14 protein-coding genes are annotated in these 18,838 nt (G+C 71.4%); 10 read left to right on the top strand and 4 right to left on the bottom strand.

From position 1 onward, the window contains the following. Positions 1-59 precede the first annotated feature (59 nt). The 3 genes from ilvA to ACFPZJ_RS16740 all read left to right on the top strand — a co-directional run bounded on the left by ilvA (position 60) and on the right by ACFPZJ_RS16740 (position 3,242). Positions 60-1,289 carry a threonine ammonia-lyase gene (ilvA, locus tag ACFPZJ_RS16750; protein ID WP_381021901.1) on the top strand — a complete coding sequence of 410 codons (1,230 nt, stop codon included), beginning with the start codon at positions 60-62 and terminating at the stop codon, positions 1,287-1,289. A 145-nt stretch (positions 1,290-1,434) separates the two neighbouring features. Beyond that, the gene (locus ACFPZJ_RS16745) at positions 1,435-2,400 is read left to right on the top strand and encodes an ATP-binding cassette domain-containing protein (protein ID WP_381021899.1); all 966 of its coding nucleotides are present in this window, start codon (positions 1,435-1,437) and stop codon (positions 2,398-2,400) included. Further along, positions 2,397-3,242 (top strand): ABC transporter permease, encoded by an 846-nt coding sequence (locus ACFPZJ_RS16740; RefSeq protein ID WP_381021898.1) that lies wholly within the window; start codon positions 2,397-2,399, stop codon positions 3,240-3,242. The genes ACFPZJ_RS16745 and ACFPZJ_RS16740 overlap by 4 nt, the downstream gene beginning before the upstream one ends. An 80-nt stretch (positions 3,243-3,322) precedes the next feature. Here the strand turns inward: ACFPZJ_RS16740 and greA are convergent, their stop codons facing one another. Then, a complete protein-coding gene (greA, locus tag ACFPZJ_RS16735) occupies positions 3,323-3,820 on the bottom strand; it encodes a transcription elongation factor GreA (RefSeq protein WP_365666382.1) in 498 nt (165 codons plus the stop codon). Positions 3,821-3,999: 179 nt separating this feature from the next. Next, a complete protein-coding gene (locus ACFPZJ_RS16730; protein WP_381021897.1) occupies positions 4,000-4,398 on the bottom strand; it encodes a DUF4307 domain-containing protein in 399 nt (132 codons plus the stop codon). A gap of 224 nt (positions 4,399-4,622) precedes the next feature. On the opposite strand from ACFPZJ_RS16730, the gene mca reads away from it, so the two are divergent. Beyond that, positions 4,623-5,483 carry a mycothiol conjugate amidase Mca gene (gene mca, locus ACFPZJ_RS16725; RefSeq protein ID WP_381022142.1) on the top strand — a complete coding sequence of 287 codons (861 nt, stop codon included), beginning with the start codon at positions 4,623-4,625 and terminating at the stop codon, positions 5,481-5,483. After that, positions 5,476-5,763: a hypothetical protein gene (locus ACFPZJ_RS16720; protein ID WP_381021896.1), complete on the top strand. Its 288-nt coding sequence runs from the start codon at positions 5,476-5,478 to the stop codon at positions 5,761-5,763. Before mca ends, ACFPZJ_RS16720 begins: the two co-directional genes overlap by 8 nt. A 115-nt stretch (positions 5,764-5,878) precedes the next feature. Here the strand turns inward: ACFPZJ_RS16720 and ACFPZJ_RS16715 are convergent, their stop codons facing one another. Beyond that, positions 5,879-9,079 (bottom strand): tetratricopeptide repeat protein, encoded by a 3,201-nt coding sequence (locus ACFPZJ_RS16715; RefSeq protein WP_381021895.1) that lies wholly within the window; start codon positions 9,077-9,079, stop codon positions 5,879-5,881. A gap of 149 nt (positions 9,080-9,228) precedes the next feature. Between ACFPZJ_RS16715 and ACFPZJ_RS16710 the strand changes: the two genes are divergently transcribed. From ACFPZJ_RS16710 to ACFPZJ_RS16690, 5 genes are all read left to right on the top strand, one after another. Further along, the gene (locus tag ACFPZJ_RS16710) at positions 9,229-11,262 is read left to right on the top strand and encodes a thioredoxin domain-containing protein (RefSeq protein WP_381021894.1); all 2,034 of its coding nucleotides are present in this window, start codon (positions 9,229-9,231) and stop codon (positions 11,260-11,262) included. A 138-nt stretch (positions 11,263-11,400) separates the two neighbouring features. Further along, a complete protein-coding gene (locus ACFPZJ_RS16705) occupies positions 11,401-12,663 on the top strand; it encodes a glycosyltransferase (RefSeq protein WP_381021893.1) in 1,263 nt (420 codons plus the stop codon). Beyond that, positions 12,660-14,321 carry an ArnT family glycosyltransferase gene (locus ACFPZJ_RS16700; protein ID WP_381021891.1) on the top strand — a complete coding sequence of 554 codons (1,662 nt, stop codon included), beginning with the start codon at positions 12,660-12,662 and terminating at the stop codon, positions 14,319-14,321. The genes ACFPZJ_RS16705 and ACFPZJ_RS16700 overlap by 4 nt, the downstream gene beginning before the upstream one ends. Then, entirely contained in the window at positions 14,318-15,646 is a 1,329-nt protein-coding gene (locus tag ACFPZJ_RS16695; RefSeq protein ID WP_381021889.1) for a glycosyltransferase, read from the top strand. Before ACFPZJ_RS16700 ends, ACFPZJ_RS16695 begins: the two co-directional genes overlap by 4 nt. Further along, positions 15,643-18,048 (top strand): galactose oxidase-like domain-containing protein, encoded by a 2,406-nt coding sequence (locus tag ACFPZJ_RS16690; protein WP_381021888.1) that lies wholly within the window; start codon positions 15,643-15,645, stop codon positions 18,046-18,048. Before ACFPZJ_RS16695 ends, ACFPZJ_RS16690 begins: the two co-directional genes overlap by 4 nt. Here the strand turns inward: ACFPZJ_RS16690 and ACFPZJ_RS16685 are convergent. Further along, positions 18,045-18,776 (bottom strand): Mut7-C RNAse domain-containing protein, encoded by a 732-nt coding sequence (locus ACFPZJ_RS16685; RefSeq protein ID WP_381021887.1) that lies wholly within the window; start codon positions 18,774-18,776, stop codon positions 18,045-18,047. The genes ACFPZJ_RS16690 and ACFPZJ_RS16685 overlap by 4 nt on opposite strands. Positions 18,777-18,838: the final 62 nt, after the last annotated feature.

The following is an 18,838-nucleotide window of genomic DNA, read 5'->3' as shown; positions in this document are numbered from 1 at the left end:
CGGGTCTCGGAGGTTGGTCACAGCCGTCCTTCCCGCCCGTGAACTGCGATGCTGGAGTCATGAGCTACAGCACGGCTGACTCCTTGCTGCCCGTCACCCTCGACGACGTGCGCGGCGCCCAGAAGATGCTCTCGGGCGTGGCGCGGGTGACCGCGATGGAGGGCAGCAGGCTCCTGTCCCAGCTGGTGGGCGCGCCGGTGCACCTGAAGTGCGAGAACCTCCAGCGCACGGGTTCGTTCAAGCTGCGCGGCGCGTACGTGCGGATCGCCGGGCTGCTGCCCGAGGAGCGCGCGGCCGGGGTCGTCGCCGCCAGCGCCGGCAACCACGCGCAGGGCGTCGCCCTGGCGTCCTCGCTGCTCGGCGTGCGCTCCACGGTGTTCATGCCGAAGGGCGCCCCGCTGCCGAAGATCAGTGCGACGAGGGACTACGGCGCCGAGGTGCGCCTGCACGGCCAGGTGGTCGACGAGACGCTGGCCGCCGCCAAGGAGTACGCGGCCCGGACGGGTGCGGTGTTCATCCACCCCTTCGACCACCCCGACATCATCGCGGGCCAGGGCACGGTGGGCCTGGAGATCCTGGAGCAGTGCCCGGAGGTCCGCACGATCGTCGTCGGCATCGGCGGCGGCGGGCTGGCGGCCGGGATCGCCGTCGCCGTCAAGGCCCTGCGGCCGGACGTGCGGATCGTGGGCGTGCAGGCGGAGGGCGCGGCGGCGTATCCGCCGTCGCTGGCGGCCGGGCGCCCGGTGTCCGTGGACAACCCGGCGACGATGGCCGACGGCATCAAGGTCGGCCGGCCCGGCGACGTGCCGTTCGGGATCGTCGGCGACCTGGTGGACGAGGTCCGCACGGTCAGCGAGGACGAGCTGTCCGCCGCGCTGCTGCTGATGCTGGAGCGGGCCAAGCTGGTCGTGGAACCGGCCGGGGCGAGTCCGGTCGCGGCGCTGCTGAGCGCGCCCGGAACCTTCGAGGGGCCGGTCGTGGCGGTGCTGTCCGGCGGCAACGTCGACCCGGTGCTGATGCAGCGGGTGCTGCGGCACGGCATGGCCGCGCAGGGCCGCTACCTGGCCGTTCGGCTGCGCCTGACGGACCGGCCGGGCGCCCTGGCCACACTTCTCGGGGTGTTGTCAGTGGTCGACGCTAACGTCCTCGATGTGAGCCACGTACGGACCGATCCACGGCTCGGGCTCACCGAGGCGGAGGTCGAGCTGCACCTGGAGACGAAGGGTCCGGCCCACTGCGCGGAGGTCAACCAGGCCCTGCGCGACGCGGGCTACACGGTCATGGACTGACAGTACCGGCGCCCGTACCTGCTCGTCCCTCGTCGCTCCTCGCTCCGTCCGGGAAAACCGATTGAGAGACGCGATACATCGCGTTTATGGTGTGGCTCGCATCCCAGTTCCATGCCCAGCGATCCCCGACGACGTGGAGATTCATATGCCAGGCGCCATCTATGCCGAAGGTCTGGTGAAGACCTTCGGTGACGTAAGGGCTCTGGACGGCGTCGACCTCGATGTCCCCGAGGGCACGGTCCTCGGCCTGCTCGGGCCGAACGGCGCGGGCAAGACGACCACGGTCCGCTGCCTGACCACCCTGCTGCGGCCCGACAGCGGCAGGGCGGTCGTCGCCGGCCTCGACGTGCTCAAGCAGCCCGACGCCGTCCGCCGCTCCATCGGCCTGTCCGGCCAGTTCGCGGCGGTCGACGAGTACCTGACCGGACGTGAGAACCTGCAGATGGTCGGCCAGCTGTACCAGATGAGGGCCAGGGCGGCGAAGGAGCGCGCGGCCGAACTGCTGGAGCAGTTCAACCTGACCGACGCCGCCGACCGGCCCACCAAGACCTACTCGGGCGGTATGCGCCGCCGGCTGGACCTCGCCGCGGCCCTCGTCGTCTCGCCGCCCGTGATGTTCATGGACGAGCCGACGACCGGCCTGGACCCGCGCAACCGCCAGCAGCTGTGGGAGGTCATCAAGCAACTGGTCTCCGGCGGTACGACGCTGCTGCTGACCACCCAGTACCTGGAGGAGGCCGACCACCTGGCGCACGACATCGCGGTCGTCGACCACGGCCGGGTCATCGCCCAGGGCACCTCCGACCAGCTCAAGGCCCGCACCGGCGGCGAGCGCGTCGAGGTCGTGGTGCACGAGCGCGAGCACCTCCGGCCCGCCTCCGAGGTCCTGCGCGGCTTCGGCAAGGGCGACACCACGGTCGAGGAGCACATGCGCAAACTCACCGTGCCCGTGACGGGCGGCGCCAAGCTGCTCGCCGAGGTCATCCGCGAGCTGGACGCCCGCGGTATCGAGATCGACGACATCGGGCTGCGCCGCCCCACGCTCGACGACGTCTTCCTGTCCCTCACGGGACATCTGGCGGAGAACAAGGACGAGGAGGCCGCCCAGTGAGTGCCGTCACCGACGCCGTGCCGAGCACGGCATCCGGCAACGCCGTCAGCCAGTCGATCCGGGACTCGCTGGTCGTCGCCAAACGCAATCTGATCAGAATGTCCCGCATTCCTGAAATGGTCATTTTCGGGCTGATCCAGCCCATCATGTTCGTGGTGCTGTTCAGCTATGTGTTCGGCGGCTCCATGAACATCGGCGGCACCACGGAGTCCTCGGTCTACCGCGAGTTCCTGATGGCCGGCATCTTCGCCCAGACCGTCACCTTCGCCACCGCCGGAGCGGGCGCGGGCATCGCCGACGACATGCACAAGGGGCTCATCGACCGCTTCCGCTCCCTGCCCATGGCGCGCGGCGCGGTGCTGACCGGCCGGACACTCGCCGACCTGGTGCAGACGGCGCTCACCCTGTTCGTCCTGGCCGTGGTCGCCCTGCTGGTCGGCTGGCGCACCCACACCAACATCGGCGAAGTGCTCGCCGCGTTCGCCCTGCTGCTGCTGACCGGCTACGCCTTCACCTGGATCGGCGCGGTGATCGGCCTGTCCGTCCGCACCCCCGAGGCGGCCACCTCGGGCGGACTGATCTGGCTCTTCCCGGTCACCTTCATCTCGAACGCGTTCGTGGACACCGAGCAGATGACGCCCTGGCTGCGCCACGTCGCCGAGTGGAACCCCTTCAGCGCCACCGTCCAGGCCTGCCGGGAACTCTTCGGCAACCCCGGGGTCTCGCCCTCGGACGCCTGGCCGATGCAGCACCCGGTGTGGGCGTCGCTGATCTACTCGGTCCTGATCATCGCCGTATTCCGCACCCTCGCGGTGCGCAAGTACCGCTCGGCCACGGCCTGACCGAGCCGTGCGGCGGAATGACGACGGGCCCCCGGCGCCGCGCTGGACGCCGGGGGCCCGTCGGGGACGTGGGGGCCGGATCAGCCGTTGTAGGGCTCGGCCTTGAGGATGCGCACGGACGCCTTCTTGCCGTTCGGCAGCTCGTACTCAGCGTCCTCGCCGACCTTGTGGCCGATCACGCCGGAACCCAGCGGAGACTGCGGCGAGTAGGTCTCGATGTCGGCGCTCGCGTACTCGCGCGAGGCGAGCAGGAAGGTGAGCGTGTCGTCCTCGTCGCCGTCGAAGGCGATCGTCACGACCATGCCCGGCGCCACGGCACCGTCGGCCGCCGGCGGCTCGCCGACCTTGGCGGTCTCGAGGAGCTGGGTGAGCTGGCGCACTCGGAGCTCCTGCTTGCCCTGCTCCTCCTTGGCCGCGTGGTACCCGCCGTTCTCACGCAGGTCGCCCTCCTCGCGCGCGGCGGCGATCTTCGCGGAGATCTCCGCGCGCGCGGGACCAGTAAGGTACTCAAGCTCAGCCTTGAGCTTGTTGTACGCCTCCTGGGTCAGCCAGGTGACGTTCTCGCTGGTCTGGGTCACAGGTGCTCCTCGTAGGTACTGGGAATACAAAGCATCGCCCTACCCAGAAGCATGTTCCTTCAGGGATGGGCGAAACCACGAGCCTAACAATTCACGGCCTGAAGGGGGAGGACATAAGCCATCAGAATCACATCAACGCAGGTCAGCGGCTACGTATTCCCACTGATGTCCGGATCGCGTCAGTCGGCGTGGCAGCCCAGCAGCTCGGCCGTCGTGCCCGGCGAGGTCGTGCGGAGCGTGACGACCTTGTCGATGCGCGTGGCGTCGCCGTCGAAGCGGAAGTCTGCCCGGCCCACCTCGGCGCCGTCCTCGGCCTGGGAGCGCAGCGTGCAGTAGCCCTCGGCGCCGGCGTCCTTGCGGACCTCCAGGTGCACCCACACGGCGTCCTTGGAGAGATCGAAGCTGATCACCTCGGCGCTGATCTTGTTCTGGCCCACGTAGTGGTAGCCGAACCAGCCGATCACGCCGAGCAGCGCCACCGCCAGCGCGGCGCCGACGACCCGGAGCGTGCGGTCGGCGCGCTCGTCCGAGGAGCGGCCGTAACGGCCCTCGGGCGGCCGCGTGCTCACCGTGCTCATGATCGTCCTCTCGACCGGTTCGGGACGGGTGTCCCGAAAAGGGCGCCGGAGCCGGACTCCGGAATTATTCGCCCCCCGATTCGGTCACTATAGAAGCCTCCCTCCCGCCACCCGACCGCCACCCCTGAACGACGTCCTGCGGGACGACACCTGTTGGATCGCGCCGACGCACACCGGGCGCCTACTGACTTGAGGATTGAGTCTTGACTGACCAACTGCGACTGATGGCCGTCCACGCCCACCCCGACGACGAGTCGAGCAAGGGCGCGGCCACCATGGCGAAGTACGTGTCCGAGGGGGTGGACGTGCTGGTGGTGACCTGCACGGGCGGGGAACGCGGCTCCATCCTCAACCCGAAGCTGCAAGGGGACGCGTACATCGAGGAGCACATCCACGAGGTGCGCAAGAAGGAGATGGACGAGGCGCGCGAGATCCTCGGCGTCAAGCAGGAGTGGCTAGGCTTCGTCGACTCCGGCCTGCCCGAGGGCGACCCGCTGCCGCCGCTCCCGGAGGGCTGCTTCGCCCTGGAGGACGTCGACAAGGCGGCCGGCGAGCTGGTGAAGAAGATCCGCTCCTTCCGTCCCCAGGTGATCACCACCTACGACGAGAACGGCGGCTATCCGCACCCCGACCACATCATGACGCACAAGATCTCGATGGTGGCCTTCGAGGGCGCGGCGGACACCGAGAAGTACCCCGAGGCCGAGTTCGGCCCGGCGTACCAGCCGCTGAAGCTCTACTACAACCAGGGCTTCAACCGTCCTCGCACCGAGGCACTGCACCGGGCGATGATCGAACGCGGCCTGGAGTCGCCGTACGGGGAGTGGCTCAAGCGGTGGGACGACTCGGGTCACAAGGACCGCACGCTGACCACGCACATCCCCTGCGCCGACTTCTTCGAGATCCGTGACAAGGCGCTGATCGCGCACGCCACGCAGATCGACCCCGACGGCGGCTGGTTCCGGGTCCCGATGGACCTCCAGCGGGAGGTCTGGCCGACGGAGGAGTACGAGCTGGCGAAGTCCCTCGTCGATACCTCCCTCCCCGAGGACGACCTCTTTGCGGGTATCCGCGACAATGCCTGACATGAGCGCAAGCGCGAGCCTGGCAATGACGCACCTCGTCACCTTCGCCAAGGAGGTCGACGAGGACAAGGTCACCCCCGGCGTCCTCGGTTTCATCGTCTTCGCGGTGATGGCCCTGGCGGTGTGGGGCCTGATGAAGTCGATGAACCGGCACATGAGCAGGGTCGACTTCACCGAGGTCCCGGACCCGAGGGCGGAACCGGCGGACTCCGCCGGACCCAAGGACGCCGCGAAGACCTCCGCGGAGGCCTCCGGCCGGGGCGGACCGCAGCAGGACTGACGCTCCCGGCCGCAGAGCCACAGAGGCACAGAGTCACAGAGGCGTACGGCCACGGGACGACAGGGGCGACAGGAAGGGCTGCGGGCCGCAGACCGTGAGGCGGCGGCACGCGCCCTCAGTGCTGGGCGGCCACCGGCACCCCCATCACCTCCCGGGCATGCCGGTCCGGCACCATCCGCAGCCGCCAGCCCTGCCAGCCGTCCTCCAGCCGCACCCCCCGTTCCAGCAGCAGCTGGTACGCGTCGACGTAGTCGTCCAGCTTCTCGTCCCGCAGCGGATGCCGCGCGCGGGCCAGCTGCGCCAGCTCCTCCTGCGCCACCGCCGTACCGACCTCCACGCCGCCCGGGGCCGCGTAGGGCAGCAGGGTGCAGCGCAGGAAGCGGGCCCAGTCCTCGCCGCGGCGGTCGCCGTACGAGGTGAACAGGCCGATCGCCTCGTCGCACAGGGCCAGTGCCTGCTGCGTACGGGCGTTGCCCGCGTCGACGACCGCGAGCTCCAGGCAGGTCCACGCCTCCCCGTGCGCCACCCCGATGCGCTGGAAGTCGGCGCGGGCGTCGACCAGCAGCTGACGGGCGAAGCCCGAGTTGCGCAGCGAGCCCGTCTGGGCCGCGCGCTGGTCGCGGGTCACCCGGGCCGAGTGGTGGCGGGCGCAGGCCAGGCCGTACACGTCGCGCATGCGGGAGAACATCGTGCGCGCCCGCTCCAGCTCACGCACCGCCTGGTCGAGGTCGCCCGTCTCCTCCAGGGCCTGGCCCAGGTAGTACAGGGACCAGGCCTCGCCGCGCGCGTCCTCGTTGTCGCGGTGGCGGGCCGCCGCCCGGCGCAGCTCGTCGACGGCCGGTGACGCGTCGCCGGCGACCAGCCGGGCCCGCGCCAGCTGGGTCAGCGCCCAGGCCTCGCCGCGGGCGTCGCGGGTGCGGCCGTACAGGTCCAGGGCCGTGCGCAGTTCGGACTCGGCGCGCGGGACGTCGCCCCTGCGCAGGTTCAGCTGGCCCAGCTGGAAGTGGGCCCAGGCCTGCCCGTGCAGCGACTCCCCCCGCCGGTGCAGGACCAGGGACTCGGTGAGCAGGTCCAACGCCTCGGCCACATGGGCGCGGTCCCGCTCGACGGCCGCCAGCGCGTGCAGCGTCCAGGCCCGGTCCGTGGCCAGTTCCGGCGGCGCCTGCAGCGCCAGGGCCTCCCGGAGCTTGGCCGCCGCCTCTGTCAGGTTGCCCTGGTGGTGCAGCGTGATGCCGAGCGAGCACAGCGCGCGGGCCGCGCCGGCGTCGTGGTGGGCCTCCCGGTACAGGTCCACCACGGACGTCAGTGTCGTACGGGCCTTGTCCAGCTCGCCGAGCTGCCGGGCCGCGATGCCCGTGCGCCACTGCACGGAGCGGACCAGCAGGCCCTGGTCCACGGACTGGGCCAGTTCGCTGATCTCGCCCAGCCGGTACAGGTCGCCGCGCAGCAGGCAGTAGTCGCACAGGGCGCCCAGGAGGTTCAGTACGGCCCCCTGGTTCACGCCCTCGGCCTGCCGCAGCGTCGCCGTGATGAAGCTCGACTCGTCGTCCAGCCAGCGCAGCGCCTCGTCCAGGGACGTGAAGCCGTGCGGGCTGAAGCGGTCCGAGCGGGTCGACACGTTGCCGTCGACCAGGCGCAGCACCGAGTCGGCCAGCTCGGCGTAGGCCACGATCAGCCGTTCCTGCGCCGCGGTGCGCTCGGCCGGGTCCTCCTCGTCGAGGAGACGGGCCTGGGCGAAGCCGCGCACCAGGTCGTGCAGGCGGTAGCGGTTGTTGCGGACGTGGTCGATCAGGCCCGCGCGGGACAGGGCCACCAGATGGCGGGTGGCCTCCGCCTCGTCGGTGGCCAGGAGCGCCGCCGCCGCTGCCGCGCCCAGCGACGCGCGGCCCGCCAGGGCCAGGCGGCGCAGCAGCCGCCGTACCGTCTCCGGCTGGTCGGTGTAGCGCAGCCACAGGGCGCGTTCGACGGGCTCGACGGGGCCGTACGCGCCCAGGTCCGTGGCCAGGGCGCGCGGGGAGCGCGCGCCCAGCGAAGAGCCCGCGACGCGCAGGGCGAGGGGCAGCCCGCCGCACAGCTCCCGGACGCGGTCGGCGGATTCGGCGTCGTACGGCTCGGAGGGGTCCTGCGTGGTCGCGGCCAGCAGCTCCTCCGCGCCCGCCGCGTCCAGCGGTGCGACGGGCAGCTGGTGCACACGCGCCGGCACGTCGTCCCCCAGGGCCAGCGGCGTGCGCGCGGTGACCAGGACGAGACTGTCGGAGCGCTCGGGGGTCAGGGTGCGCACCTGCTCGGGGTCCGAGGCGTCGTCGAGGACGACCGTGACCGGCAGGCCGGTCAGATGCTGGTGATACAGCTCGCTCAGCCGCTTGACCTGCTGGTCGGGGGAGGACCGCTCGCGGAACAGCAACTGCTCACGGGGCGCGCCGAGCCGGTTGAGGAGATGGAGCAGTGCGTCGCGGGTGGACAGCGGCGGCTCGCCCGGGCTGTCGGCGCGCAGGTCGACGACGCAGGCCCCGCGGAAGTGGTCCCGCAGGTCGTGGGCGGCGCGGACCGCGAGCGTCGTACGGCCGCTGCCGGGCGCCCCGTGCAGCACGACCACCGTCGGCCGGGTCTCCGTACTGGCGCGGGCCGCCTGCACCCACTGCCGGATCCGTGCCATCTCCTGGCGCCGTCCCGCGAACGGGTCCGCCGGCTCCGGGAGCTGCCCGAAGGACTGCTCCAGCACACTGCGCCCGCGGGCCGCCGCGCTCTTGTCCACACCCTTCAGGCGCGGCCCCGTCTTCTTGGGCCCGGTGGACGCGGCCAGCACCCGCTGCTGATCGAGGAAGGGCCGGATGCCCCGCACCTCCAGCGCCGTGAGCCACTGCAGTCTCAGCTGCTCCGGTCCGCCCGGCTGGCTCGCCGCACCGGCCCGGTGATGCGCGGCGGGCAGATGCGAGCCGACGACCTTCACGACGGTCGCGGCGGCACCGACGACGCCCACCGCGACGCCCGCGCCGAGCGCCGTGCCCGCGCCCGTGCCGAGGGCCAGGTCGGCGACGGTGGCCGCGACCGCCGCGACAGCGGCCACCAGCAACGGCGTTCCGGCCGCGTCCCGGGCGTACCGCTGCCGGAAGGTGAGCTGCCCGGCCTCCGCCTCGTCCAGGGCGCGGACGTACGTCTCGTACTCCTCGGCGGCCGTCGCCGCCATCCCGTCCAGCGCCCCGCGCGCCCGCGCCAGCAGCACCTTCCCGTCCGTGCGCCCGCCCGACCGGCGCACCTCCTCCTCCACGGCCCGCACCAGCAGCCGCTCGGCCTCCGCCCGATGACTGTCCCGCATGTCACGTCCCCCTCCGGCGGCAACGGCTCTCGCCGCTCGTCTCCTTGGTCATCAAGTGTGCTGCGGACCGGGCGCCCTGGGGAGAGGGCCGGATCGCGCGGCTGTGTGCCGTCCGGCACCGGAAGGGGTACTGCGGCAGGATGGACACCATGCCGAACCGACTGGCGCACGAGACGTCCCCCTACCTCCTGCAGCACGCCGACAACCCCGTCGACTGGTGGCCCTGGTCGCCGGAGGCATTCGAGGAGGCGCGCAGGCGGAACGCTCCCGTGTTGCTGAGCGTCGGCTACAGCAGCTGCCACTGGTGTCATGTGATGGCACACGAGTCCTTCGAGGACCGGGAGACCGCCGACTACCTCAACGCCCACTTCGTCAACATCAAGGTCGACCGCGAAGAACGCCCCGACGTCGACGCCGTCTACATGGAGGCGGTGCAGGCGGCGACCGGACACGGTGGCTGGCCCATGACGGTGTTTCTCACCCCGGACGCCGAGCCGTTCTACTTCGGGACCTACTTCCCGCCCGCGCCCCGGCACGGCATGCCCTCCTTCCGGCAGGTGCTGGAGGGGGTGCGCGCGGCCTGGGCCGACCGGCGGGAGGAGGTCACCGAGGTCGCCGGGAAGATCGTGCGCGATCTGGCCGGGCGGGAGATCGCCTACGGCGACACCAAGGCCCCCGGTGAGCAGGAGCTCGCGCAGGCGCTGCTCGGGCTGACCCGGGAGTACGACCCGCAGCGCGGCGGGTTCGGCGGGGCGCCGAAGTTCCCGCCGTCCATGGTGCTGGAGTTCCTGCTGCGGCACCACGCGCGCACCGGCTCCGAGGGCGCCCTGGAGATGGCCCGGGACACCTGCGAGCGCATGGCGCGCGGCGGGATCTACGACCAGCTCGGGGGCGGGTTCGCCCGGTACTCCGTCGACCGTGACTGGGTCGTGCCGCACTTCGAGAAGATGCTGTACGACAACGCCTTGCTGTGCCGGGTGTACGCGCACCTGTGGCGGGCCACCGGCTCGGAGCTCGCCCGCCGGGTCGCGCTGGAGACCGCCGACTTCATGGTGCGGGAACTGCGCACCGACGAGGGCGGGTTCGCCTCCGCGCTCGACGCCGACAGCGACGACGGCACGGGCAGGCACGTCGAGGGCGCCTACTACGTGTGGACGCCTCAGCAGCTGCGCGAGGTGCTCGGCGACGAGGACGCCGAGCTCGCCGCCCGCTACTTCGGCGTCACCGTGGAGGGCACCTTCGAGCACGGTCAGTCCGTGCTCCAACTGCCGCAGCAGGAAGGTGTGTTCGACGCCGGGAGGATCGAGTCGGTCAAGGAGCGGCTGCTCGCGGCCCGCTCCGGCCGCCCCGCCCCCGGCCGGGACGACAAGGTGGTCGCCGCCTGGAACGGCCTCGCGATCGCCGCGCTCGCCGAGACCGGCGCCTACTTCGACCGGCCCGACCTCGTCGAGGCCGCCGTGGCCGCCGCCGACCTCCTCGTACGGCTGCATCTCGATGAGCACGCCCAGCTGGCCCGCACCAGCAAGGACGGCCGGGCCGGGGCCAACGCGGGTGTGCTGGAGGACTACGCCGACGTGGCCGAGGGCTTCCTCGCGCTCGCGTCCGTCACGGGGGAGGGGGTGTGGCTGGACTTCGCGGGGCTGCTCCTGGGCCACGTCCTCGCCCGCTTCGCCGACCCGGAGTCCGGCGCGCTCTACGACACCGCCGCCGACGCCGAGAAGCTGATCCGGCGCCCGCAGGACCCGACCGACAACGCGGCGCCGTCCGGCTGGAGTGCCGCCGCCGGAGCCCTGCTGGGCTATGCCGCCCACACCGGTTCGGAGCCGCACCGCGCCGCTGCCGAGAAGGCCCTCGGCGTGGTCAAGGCGCTCGGTCCGCGCGTGCCCCGTTTCATCGGCTGGGGGCTCGCGGTCGCCGAGGCGCTGCTGGACGGTCCCCGCGAGGTCGCGGTGGTGGGGCCGTCGCTGGAGGACGAGGGGACGAGGAGGCTGCACCGTACGGCGGTTCTGGGCACGGCCCCCGGTGCGGTCGTCGCCGTCGGCACTCCGGACAGCGACGAGTTCCCGCTGCTCGCGGACCGGCCGCTGGTGCGCGGTGAACCGGCCGCGTACGTCTGCCGTAACTTCACTTGCGACGCCCCGACGACCGATCCTGACCGGTTGCGCGCGGTATTGAGCACCTGAAGTCGCGAATAAACGGAAACACGCTCTTTATCGGAACAGCCCCCGCGCTTCACAGTTCCCCCCTAATCTCTTCACGTTGACGCGACGGACGTGAACCGCCCGTTGCGACAGGGGGCTTTGGGATCTGGGGGGATCTGTTTGCTGACGTCTGTCTTCATCGCTGCTGTTTCACTGGCTCTGTTCTGGATGGCGGCGTTCACTCTGTGGTGGCAGATGCACGCCTGGCGTACGCCCGAGGTGCTCGCCTCCACCCGGTTCGGCAGACCGGACGGCGGCGAGCACCTGTCGTTCTCGCTGCTGTTACCGGCCCGGCACGAGCAGGCCGTGCTCGACCACACCATCCAGCGACTGCTGGAGTCGAGCCACACCGACTTCGAGATCATCGTGATCGTCGGGCACGACGACCCGGAGACCACCGAGGTGGCCGAGGCGGCCGCCGCGCGTGACCCACGGGTGCGGGTCGTCGTCGACACGCACCAGAAGAAGAACAAGCCGAAGGCCATGAACACGGCGCTGCCGCACTGCCGCGGCGACGTCGTCGGGGTCTTCGACGCCGAGGACCAGGTTCATCCCGAACTCCTCGCCCACGTCGACCACGCCTTCCGCACCACCGGCGCGGACGTCGTCCAGGGCGGTGTGCAGCTGATCAACTTCCACTCCAGCTGGTACAGCCTGCGCAACTGCCTGGAGTACTTCTTCTGGTTCCGCTCCCGGCTGCACCTGCACGCGCAGAAAGGGTTCATCCCGCTGGGCGGCAACACCGTCTTCGTCCGCACCGACGTCCTGCGGGAAGCGCACGGCTGGGACCCGGACTGCCTCGCCGAGGACTGTGACCTGGGCGTACGGCTGTCCAGCGTCGGCAAGAAGGTCGTCGTCGCCTACGACTCCGACATGGTGACCCGGGAGGAGACCCCCGGTTCGCTGATGTCGCTGCTGAAGCAGCGCACCCGCTGGAACCAGGGCTTCCTCCAGGTGTACCGGAAGAAGGACTGGAAGCAACTGCCCACCTTCGGGCAGCGGCTGCTGGCCCGCTACACCCTGATGACGCCGTTCATGCAGGCCTTCACCGGCCTGATCATCCCGCTGAACGTGGCGATCGCGCTCTTCCTCGACGTGCCCGTCGGCATCGCCTTCATCACCTTCCTGCCGGCCGTCACCGCCCTGGTCACCTTCGTCTTCGAGGTCGTCGGACTGCACGACTTCGGCAAGCAGTACGGGCTGCGCGTCCGCTTCGCGCACTACCTCAAGCTCATCGTGGGCGGCCCCTTCTACCAGGTGCTCCTCGCCGGGGCCGCCGTCCGCGCCGTCTGGCGCGAGCACCGCGGCCGCAACGACTGGGAGCTGACGAGCCACGTCGGCGCGCACCTCGCCCCCGTGAACCGAGAGGACGTTCACGCGTGACCTCCACTCTTCCCGCGGTGACCACGGTGAAGGTCCCCGCGCAGCGGCAGCCCGCGCCCCGCACCGGCTCCCACCGTCGCCCGGTGCCGCCGAGCCGGCTGCGCTCCTCCCGGCCCGACCTGGTGCTGTGCGGTGTGCTCCTGGTGGCGATCCTCACCGTGCAGGGCTGGAACATCGCCGACTACCCGGCCCTCAGCGACGACGAGGGCACCTACCTCGCCCAGGCCTGGGCCGTCCAGCAGGGCCAGGGCCTCGCCCACTACACCTACTGGTACGACCACCCGCCGCTGGGCTGGATCCAGATAGCCCTGCTGACCTGGATACCCGCGCTGATCAGCCCCGAGTCGATGACGGTCGGCACCATGCGCGCCGCGATGCTGGTGGTCAGCGGCGTCAGCGCGGTCCTCGTCTTCGTGCTGGGCCGCCGGCTCGCCCTGCCCCGCTGGGCGGCCGGCCTCGGCATGGTCCTGTTCGGTCTCTCGCCGTTGTCGGTCGTGCTCCAGCGCGAGATCTTCCTCGACAACCTGGCGGTGATGTGGACGCTGCTGGCGTTCACCCTCGCCGCCTCACCGAGCCGGCACCTGTGGCACCACTTCGGAGCGGGCATCGCGGCCGCCACGGCCGTCCTCACCAAGGAGACGATGCTCGTCGTCCTGCCCGCCCTGTTCCTCACCATGTGGCGGCACAGCCACCGCGACACCCGCAAGTTCGCCCTCACCGGCGCCGTCACCGCCTGCGCCCTGATCGGCTTCTCGTACCCGCTGTTCGCCCTTCTCAAGGGCGAGTTGCTGCCGGGCGGCGGCCACGTCTCGCTCTGGGACGGCGTCAGGTACCAGATGACCAGGCCCGGTTCGGGTTTCATCCTCGACCAGGGCTCCGGCTCCTGGGGCGTCTTCCAGTCGTGGCTGTACTACGACCGCGTCCTGCCCCTCGGCGGGCTCGCCGGCGCGCTGCTGCTGCTCGCCACCTGGCGCTGGTCGGTCACCGCCCGCGCCCTGGCCGGACCGGCTCTCGCGGTGGCGGTCTTCGCCGCGCTCGCCCTGCGCCCCAACGGCTACCTGCCCGCGATGTACGTCATCCAGGCCCTGCCCTTCCTCGCCCTGGTCCTCGCGGGCGGCTGCGCCTCCGTCGCCCACGCCGTGCTGCACCGGTGGCGCTCCGAGGCCGAGAGACGATCGGTCGGCGCGGCCCGGTACGCCCTCGCCGCCGTGCTGGCCCTCGCCGCCGGCGCCTACACCGTGCCCCGCTGGTACGAGGGCGACCGCACCGCCGTCACCGCCGACGCCAACGCCCCCTACCGGGCCGCCTCCCGGTGGCTGGCCACCGAGGTGGAGGAACCGCGCGAGACCCGGGTGCTGGTCGACGACGCGCTGTGGCTGGACCTGGTGCACGCCGGGTACCGGCCCGGGCTCGGCGTCATCTGGTTCTACAAGGCCGACCTCGACCCGGCCGTCACCCGGACCATGCCGGGCGGCTGGCGGGACATCGACTACGTCGTCGCCTCGCCGACCGTGCGGCGCGACGCGGTGGACCTGCCCAACGTCAAGGCAGCCATCGAACACTCCGAACCGGTCGCCGTCTTCGGCACCGGAGCGGACCGCGTCGAGATCCGCCGGATCCAGCCCGAGAACCAGCCGATCGCCGGAGGCACGCGATGAGCCAGGAGTCCACCGTCCCCGGCGAGCTGGGGGGTCCGACCGGGGAGACGGCCACCGCGAGTGAGCCGAAGGGGCGCGCCGGAGGCGACAGGACGCACGCGCGGAGGACCGACGGGCTGAGCACGATCGTCCTCCCGACACCGGCCGCGGCACCCCTGAGGCGAACCGCGCAGGACGGCGCCGTTCCGGAGCCGGGGGCCGTCACCATCGTCGTCCCGACCTACAACGAGGCGGGAAACGTGCGGCAGTTGCTGCGCCAGATCACCGAGTCGGTGCCGTCGCGGCTGCCCTGTGAGGTCGTCTTCGTGGACGACTCCACCGACGACACGCCGGAGGTCGTCTTGGAGGCGGCCAAGGACTGCCCGTTCCCGGTGACCGTGCTGCACCGGGACGAGCCGGTCGGCGGGCTCGGCGGCGCGGTCGTGGAGGGCATGAAGGCGGCCTCGTCCGACTGGATCGTCGTCATGGACGGCGACTGCCAGCACCCGCCCTCCCTGGTGCCGGAGCTGGTCGCCACGGGGGAGCGGGCGAACGCCGGGCTCGTCGTCGCCTCCCGGTACATCAAGGGCGGCAGCCGGGCCGGGCTCGCGGGCAGTTACCGCGTGGCCGTCTCCCGGGCCGCGACCTGGCTGACCAAGGCGCTGTTCCCGCGCCGGCTGCACGGCATCAGCGACCCGATGAGCGGCTTCTTCGCCATCCGCCGCAGCGCGGTGACGGCCGACGTCCTCAAGCCGCTCGGCTACAAGATCCTGCTGGAGCTGGCCGTCCGCAGCCGCCCGCGCGGTGTGACCGAGGTCCCCTTCGTCTTCCAGGACCGGTTCGCCGGGGAGTCCAAGTCGACCGCCCAGGAGGGCCTGCGCTTCCTGCGCCACCTGGCCGGGCTGCGCACCGCCTCGCCCGTCGCGCGCATGGTCGGCTTCGGTCTGATCGGGCTGTCCGGCTTCGTGCCGAACCTGCTCGGCCTGTGGGCGCTGACCGCGCTCGGCATGCACTACGTACCGGCCGAGATCCTCGCCAACCAGCTCGGCGTCGCCTGGAACTTCCTGCTCATCGAGCACCTGCTGTTCCGCGAACGGCGGCGCCACCGCACCTGGTGGGACCGGGCCGGCCGGTTCGCGCTGCTCGCCAACGCCGACCTGGTGCTGCGCATCCCGCTGATCGCGCTGTTCGTGCACCGGTCCGGGATGGGGCCGCTGTCCGCCACCGCGCTCGCGCTGGTGACGACGTTCGTCCTGCGCTTCGCGGCCACCGAAGCGCTGGTCTATCTGCCGCGCAGGGGCCGTGCCGCGCCGCGTGGGAGCCGCACCGCAAGGAGAGCCGAGTGAACAGACGTCGCAGAAGAACCGCACTGCTGGCCGTGGCGGGCCTCACCGGGGGCCTGCTCCTGACCTCGCCCGAGACCGCCTCCGCCGCCAACCTCATCAAGAACCCCGGCTTCGAGACCGCCGGCGGCGACGGCATGCCGTACTGCTGGAAGAAGTCCGGCTGGGGCGACAACGACTTCACCTTCACCACCACCTCCGACGCGCACAGCGGCGGCAAGGCCATGAAGGTGGAGCTGACCCGCCGTGTGGACGGCGACCGCAAGGCCCTGATCACGGAGTCCGCCGAGTGCGCGCCGGTGGTGTCGCCGGGCAGGCAGTACGACCTCGGCCTCTGGTACAAGACGACGACACCGGACGCGGCCGTCACGCTCTTCCGCCACGACACGACGGCCGGCTGGCAGTACTGGACCGACCTCAAGACCCTCGACATGGCCGGGGACTGGACCTGGGCCACGGTCCGCACCCCGGAGGTCCCGGCCGGCACCGACCGCATCAGCTGGGGCGTCTCCGTCTACGGCACCGGCTCGGCCACCACCGACGACTACACGATGGACCAGGTCGCCGACCCGGTCCCGCCGCCGCAGTGCACCGGCACGGCGGCGCAGTGCGCGAACGGCGAGTGGGACGTGCTGCCCACGCGGAACCCTGTCCGCTCCATGCACTCCGTCGTCCTGCACAACGGCAAGGTGCTGCTGATCGCGGGCTCCGGCAACGACGAATCGATGTTCGAGGCGGGCACGTTCACGAGCGCCGTGTACGACCCCGCCAACGGCTCGTACAAGATCATTCCGACGCCGAAGGACATGTTCTGCGCCGGGCACGTGCAGCTCCAGGACGGGCGCGTGCTGGTGATGAGCGGCAACAAGGGCTACCCGACGGCGGACGGCCGGGTCGGCTACCAGGGCTACAAGGACTCGTACGTCTTCGACCCGGTTACCGAGACCTACACCAGGACCAACGACATGAACGACGGCCACTGGTACCCGTCGGCGACGATCCTCGGCAACGGTGACGTCATCTCCTTCGGCGGACTGAAGGAGGACTCCACCGGTTCGGTGGCCGCCGAGCTGTTCTCCGAGGCCGAGCAGCGGTGGCAGCCGCTGTGGAAGGTCAACCAGACCTGGTCCTACTGGGGCCTGTACCCGTCGATGATCCTGATGCAGGACGGCCGCCTCTTCTACTCGGGCAGCCATGTCTTCGGCAACAACATCCCCGGCACGGGCGCGGCGATCTACGACTACGACGCCAACACGATCACCCAGGTCCCGGGCCTGCGGAAGAAGGACGAGCGCGACCAGTCGGCGAGCGTGCTGCTGCCCCCGGCGCAGGACCAGAAGGTCCTCACCCTCGGCGGCGGCAACATCGACTCCAACCCGGAGGCCAACCGCCTGGCCGACATCATCGACCTCAAGCAGCCGAACCCCGCCTACGTCGCCGGGCCACCGATCCCGCAGGGCACCGTCGACCTGGGCAACGGCCCGGTGCCGCAGACCGGCGACCAGGGCAAGATGTACGTCTCCGCCGTGCTGCTGCCCGACGGGAAGGTGCTGGAGACGGGCGGCGCCCTGCACAACCGGGCCGACCCCGTCCACGAGACGTCGGTCTTCGACCCGCAGACGGAGACCTTCGACCCGGTGGCCGCCGACCCCGAGGCCCACGGCTACCACTCCTCGGCGTTCCTGCTGCCGGACGGCCGGGTCATGGCCACCGGCGACAACCCGGGCAACGGCACCTGGAACCACGACGTGTCGGTCTACAGCCCGCCGTACCTGTTCAAGGGCCCGCGTCCGGCGATCACCTCGGTCATCGACACCGAGTGGACCTACGGCGACACCCAGCGGATCACCGTCGACCGGCCCATCGCCAAGGCCGAGCTGATCCGCCCGGCCGCCGTCACCCACTCCTCCGACCCGAACCAGCGGTTCGTGGACCTGCCGCTGTCCGTCGACGGCGACAACGTCGACCTGAACGTGACGAGCAACCCCGACCTGGCGCCGCCCGGCTGGTACATGCTCTTCGCGGTCGACGCCAACGGCGTGCCCTCGGTGGCGAAGTGGGTGCATCTGACGGGCCCGAAGGCGCTCGCCACCACGGACGCCTCGGCGCACGTCCACGACTTCGCCGACGACCTGAAGGGCAAGGCCGCGGGGCCCGGCAAGAAGCGGACGGCGCACAAGGTCGGCCCCACCGTCTCCGGTTGCGACCGGCACTACGGCTCGATCAACGTGTGCGTTCCCACCGCCTTCCCGGCGGAGGTCAAGCCCACGACGGCAGCGCGCTGCACCTGGCTGAAGCGGCACGACTACGGCCGCCTGAAGGTCAACGGCAAGGACGACCCGCTCGGCCTGGACCGTGACAGGGACGGCGTCGCCTGCGGGAAGGGCGATGCGCGCAAGCGCTAGTCGCGCTGTGCGTACTCGGCGAGGGCGCGCTCCACGATGGCCACCAGCTGCTCGTGGTGCGCGCCCTTCCAGTAGGCGCGACGGCAGTCCCGGCACTGCGCGAACACGTCGTACGTGCGGTGCGTGCCGTGCTTCAGCTGGTCGGCGACCTCCTCCTTGGAGGCCTCCTTCAGCAGCCCGTTGCAGGCGGTGCACCGCGTCCAGGGGTGCAGCTCGGGACGGAACCTGTCGAGCACGTCGCGGAGTTGGTCCTCGGGCCGGGTGCTGTAGACGAACGCGCCCGCCCACAGCTCGCGGCGGCGCAGCAGGCCCCGGTCACGGCTGAGCATCACCCGCTTATCGGCCGCCGAGCGGGCGGCCAGCGCCGGGTCGCCGATGTCCGTCGACTCGTAGGCGGTGTCCACGCCGAGCAGCCGCAGCCGCCGGGCCAGCGTGCCGAGATGGACGTCGAGGAGGAACCGCAGGGGAGCGCCGGGCACCCTCTGCGGGCGGGTGACGGTCCCTACGCGCACCGACTCGCCGGCCGCCGGGACGTGCGAGACCGGCACCTCGCGGCCGTCCACGAGCAGCGTCCCGACCTCGGTGAGCGGGACGCCGAGCGACTCGATGACGTGCCCGAGGCTGGAGACGCCGTCGGTGGCGGCCCGTACCGCGCCGGTACGCCGGGCCTGCGGGACGAAGAGGTGCAGCTCGGGGGCGAACTCGACGTGGATCTCGGGACCGTTCACCCGGTCAGGATGTCACGGTGGCCGCACGTGCGGCCGGTGCTTTCCGCGGCTCCTGCCGGGCG

The organism is Streptomyces bullii, assembly GCF_042657145.1.
In the GTDB taxonomy this organism is placed as follows: Bacteria; Actinomycetota; Actinomycetes; order Streptomycetales; family Streptomycetaceae; genus Streptomyces; species Streptomyces bullii.
This window is presented reverse-complemented; position numbering and strand designations above follow the sequence as displayed.

What these genes read in the sequence shown, in the direction of transcription:
- ilvA (WP_381021901.1), top strand. Translation starts at nt 60, where the DNA reads ATGAGCTACAGCACGGCTGACTCCTTGCTGCCCGTCACCCTCGACGAC.
- ACFPZJ_RS16745 (WP_381021899.1), top strand. Translation starts at nt 1,435, where the DNA reads ATGCCAGGCGCCATCTATGCCGAAGGTCTGGTGAAGACCTTCGGTGAC.
- ACFPZJ_RS16730 (WP_381021897.1), bottom strand. Translation starts at nt 4,398, where the DNA reads ATGAGCACGGTGAGCACGCGGCCGCCCGAGGGCCGTTACGGCCGCTCC.
- mca (WP_381022142.1), top strand. Translation starts at nt 4,623, where the DNA reads ATGGCCGTCCACGCCCACCCCGACGACGAGTCGAGCAAGGGCGCGGCC.
- ACFPZJ_RS16720 (WP_381021896.1), top strand. Translation starts at nt 5,476, where the DNA reads ATGCCTGACATGAGCGCAAGCGCGAGCCTGGCAATGACGCACCTCGTC.
- ACFPZJ_RS16715 (WP_381021895.1), bottom strand. Translation starts at nt 9,079, where the DNA reads ATGCGGGACAGTCATCGGGCGGAGGCCGAGCGGCTGCTGGTGCGGGCC.
- ACFPZJ_RS16710 (WP_381021894.1), top strand. Translation starts at nt 9,229, where the DNA reads ATGCCGAACCGACTGGCGCACGAGACGTCCCCCTACCTCCTGCAGCAC.
- ACFPZJ_RS16695 (WP_381021889.1), top strand. Translation starts at nt 14,318, where the DNA reads ATGAGCCAGGAGTCCACCGTCCCCGGCGAGCTGGGGGGTCCGACCGGG.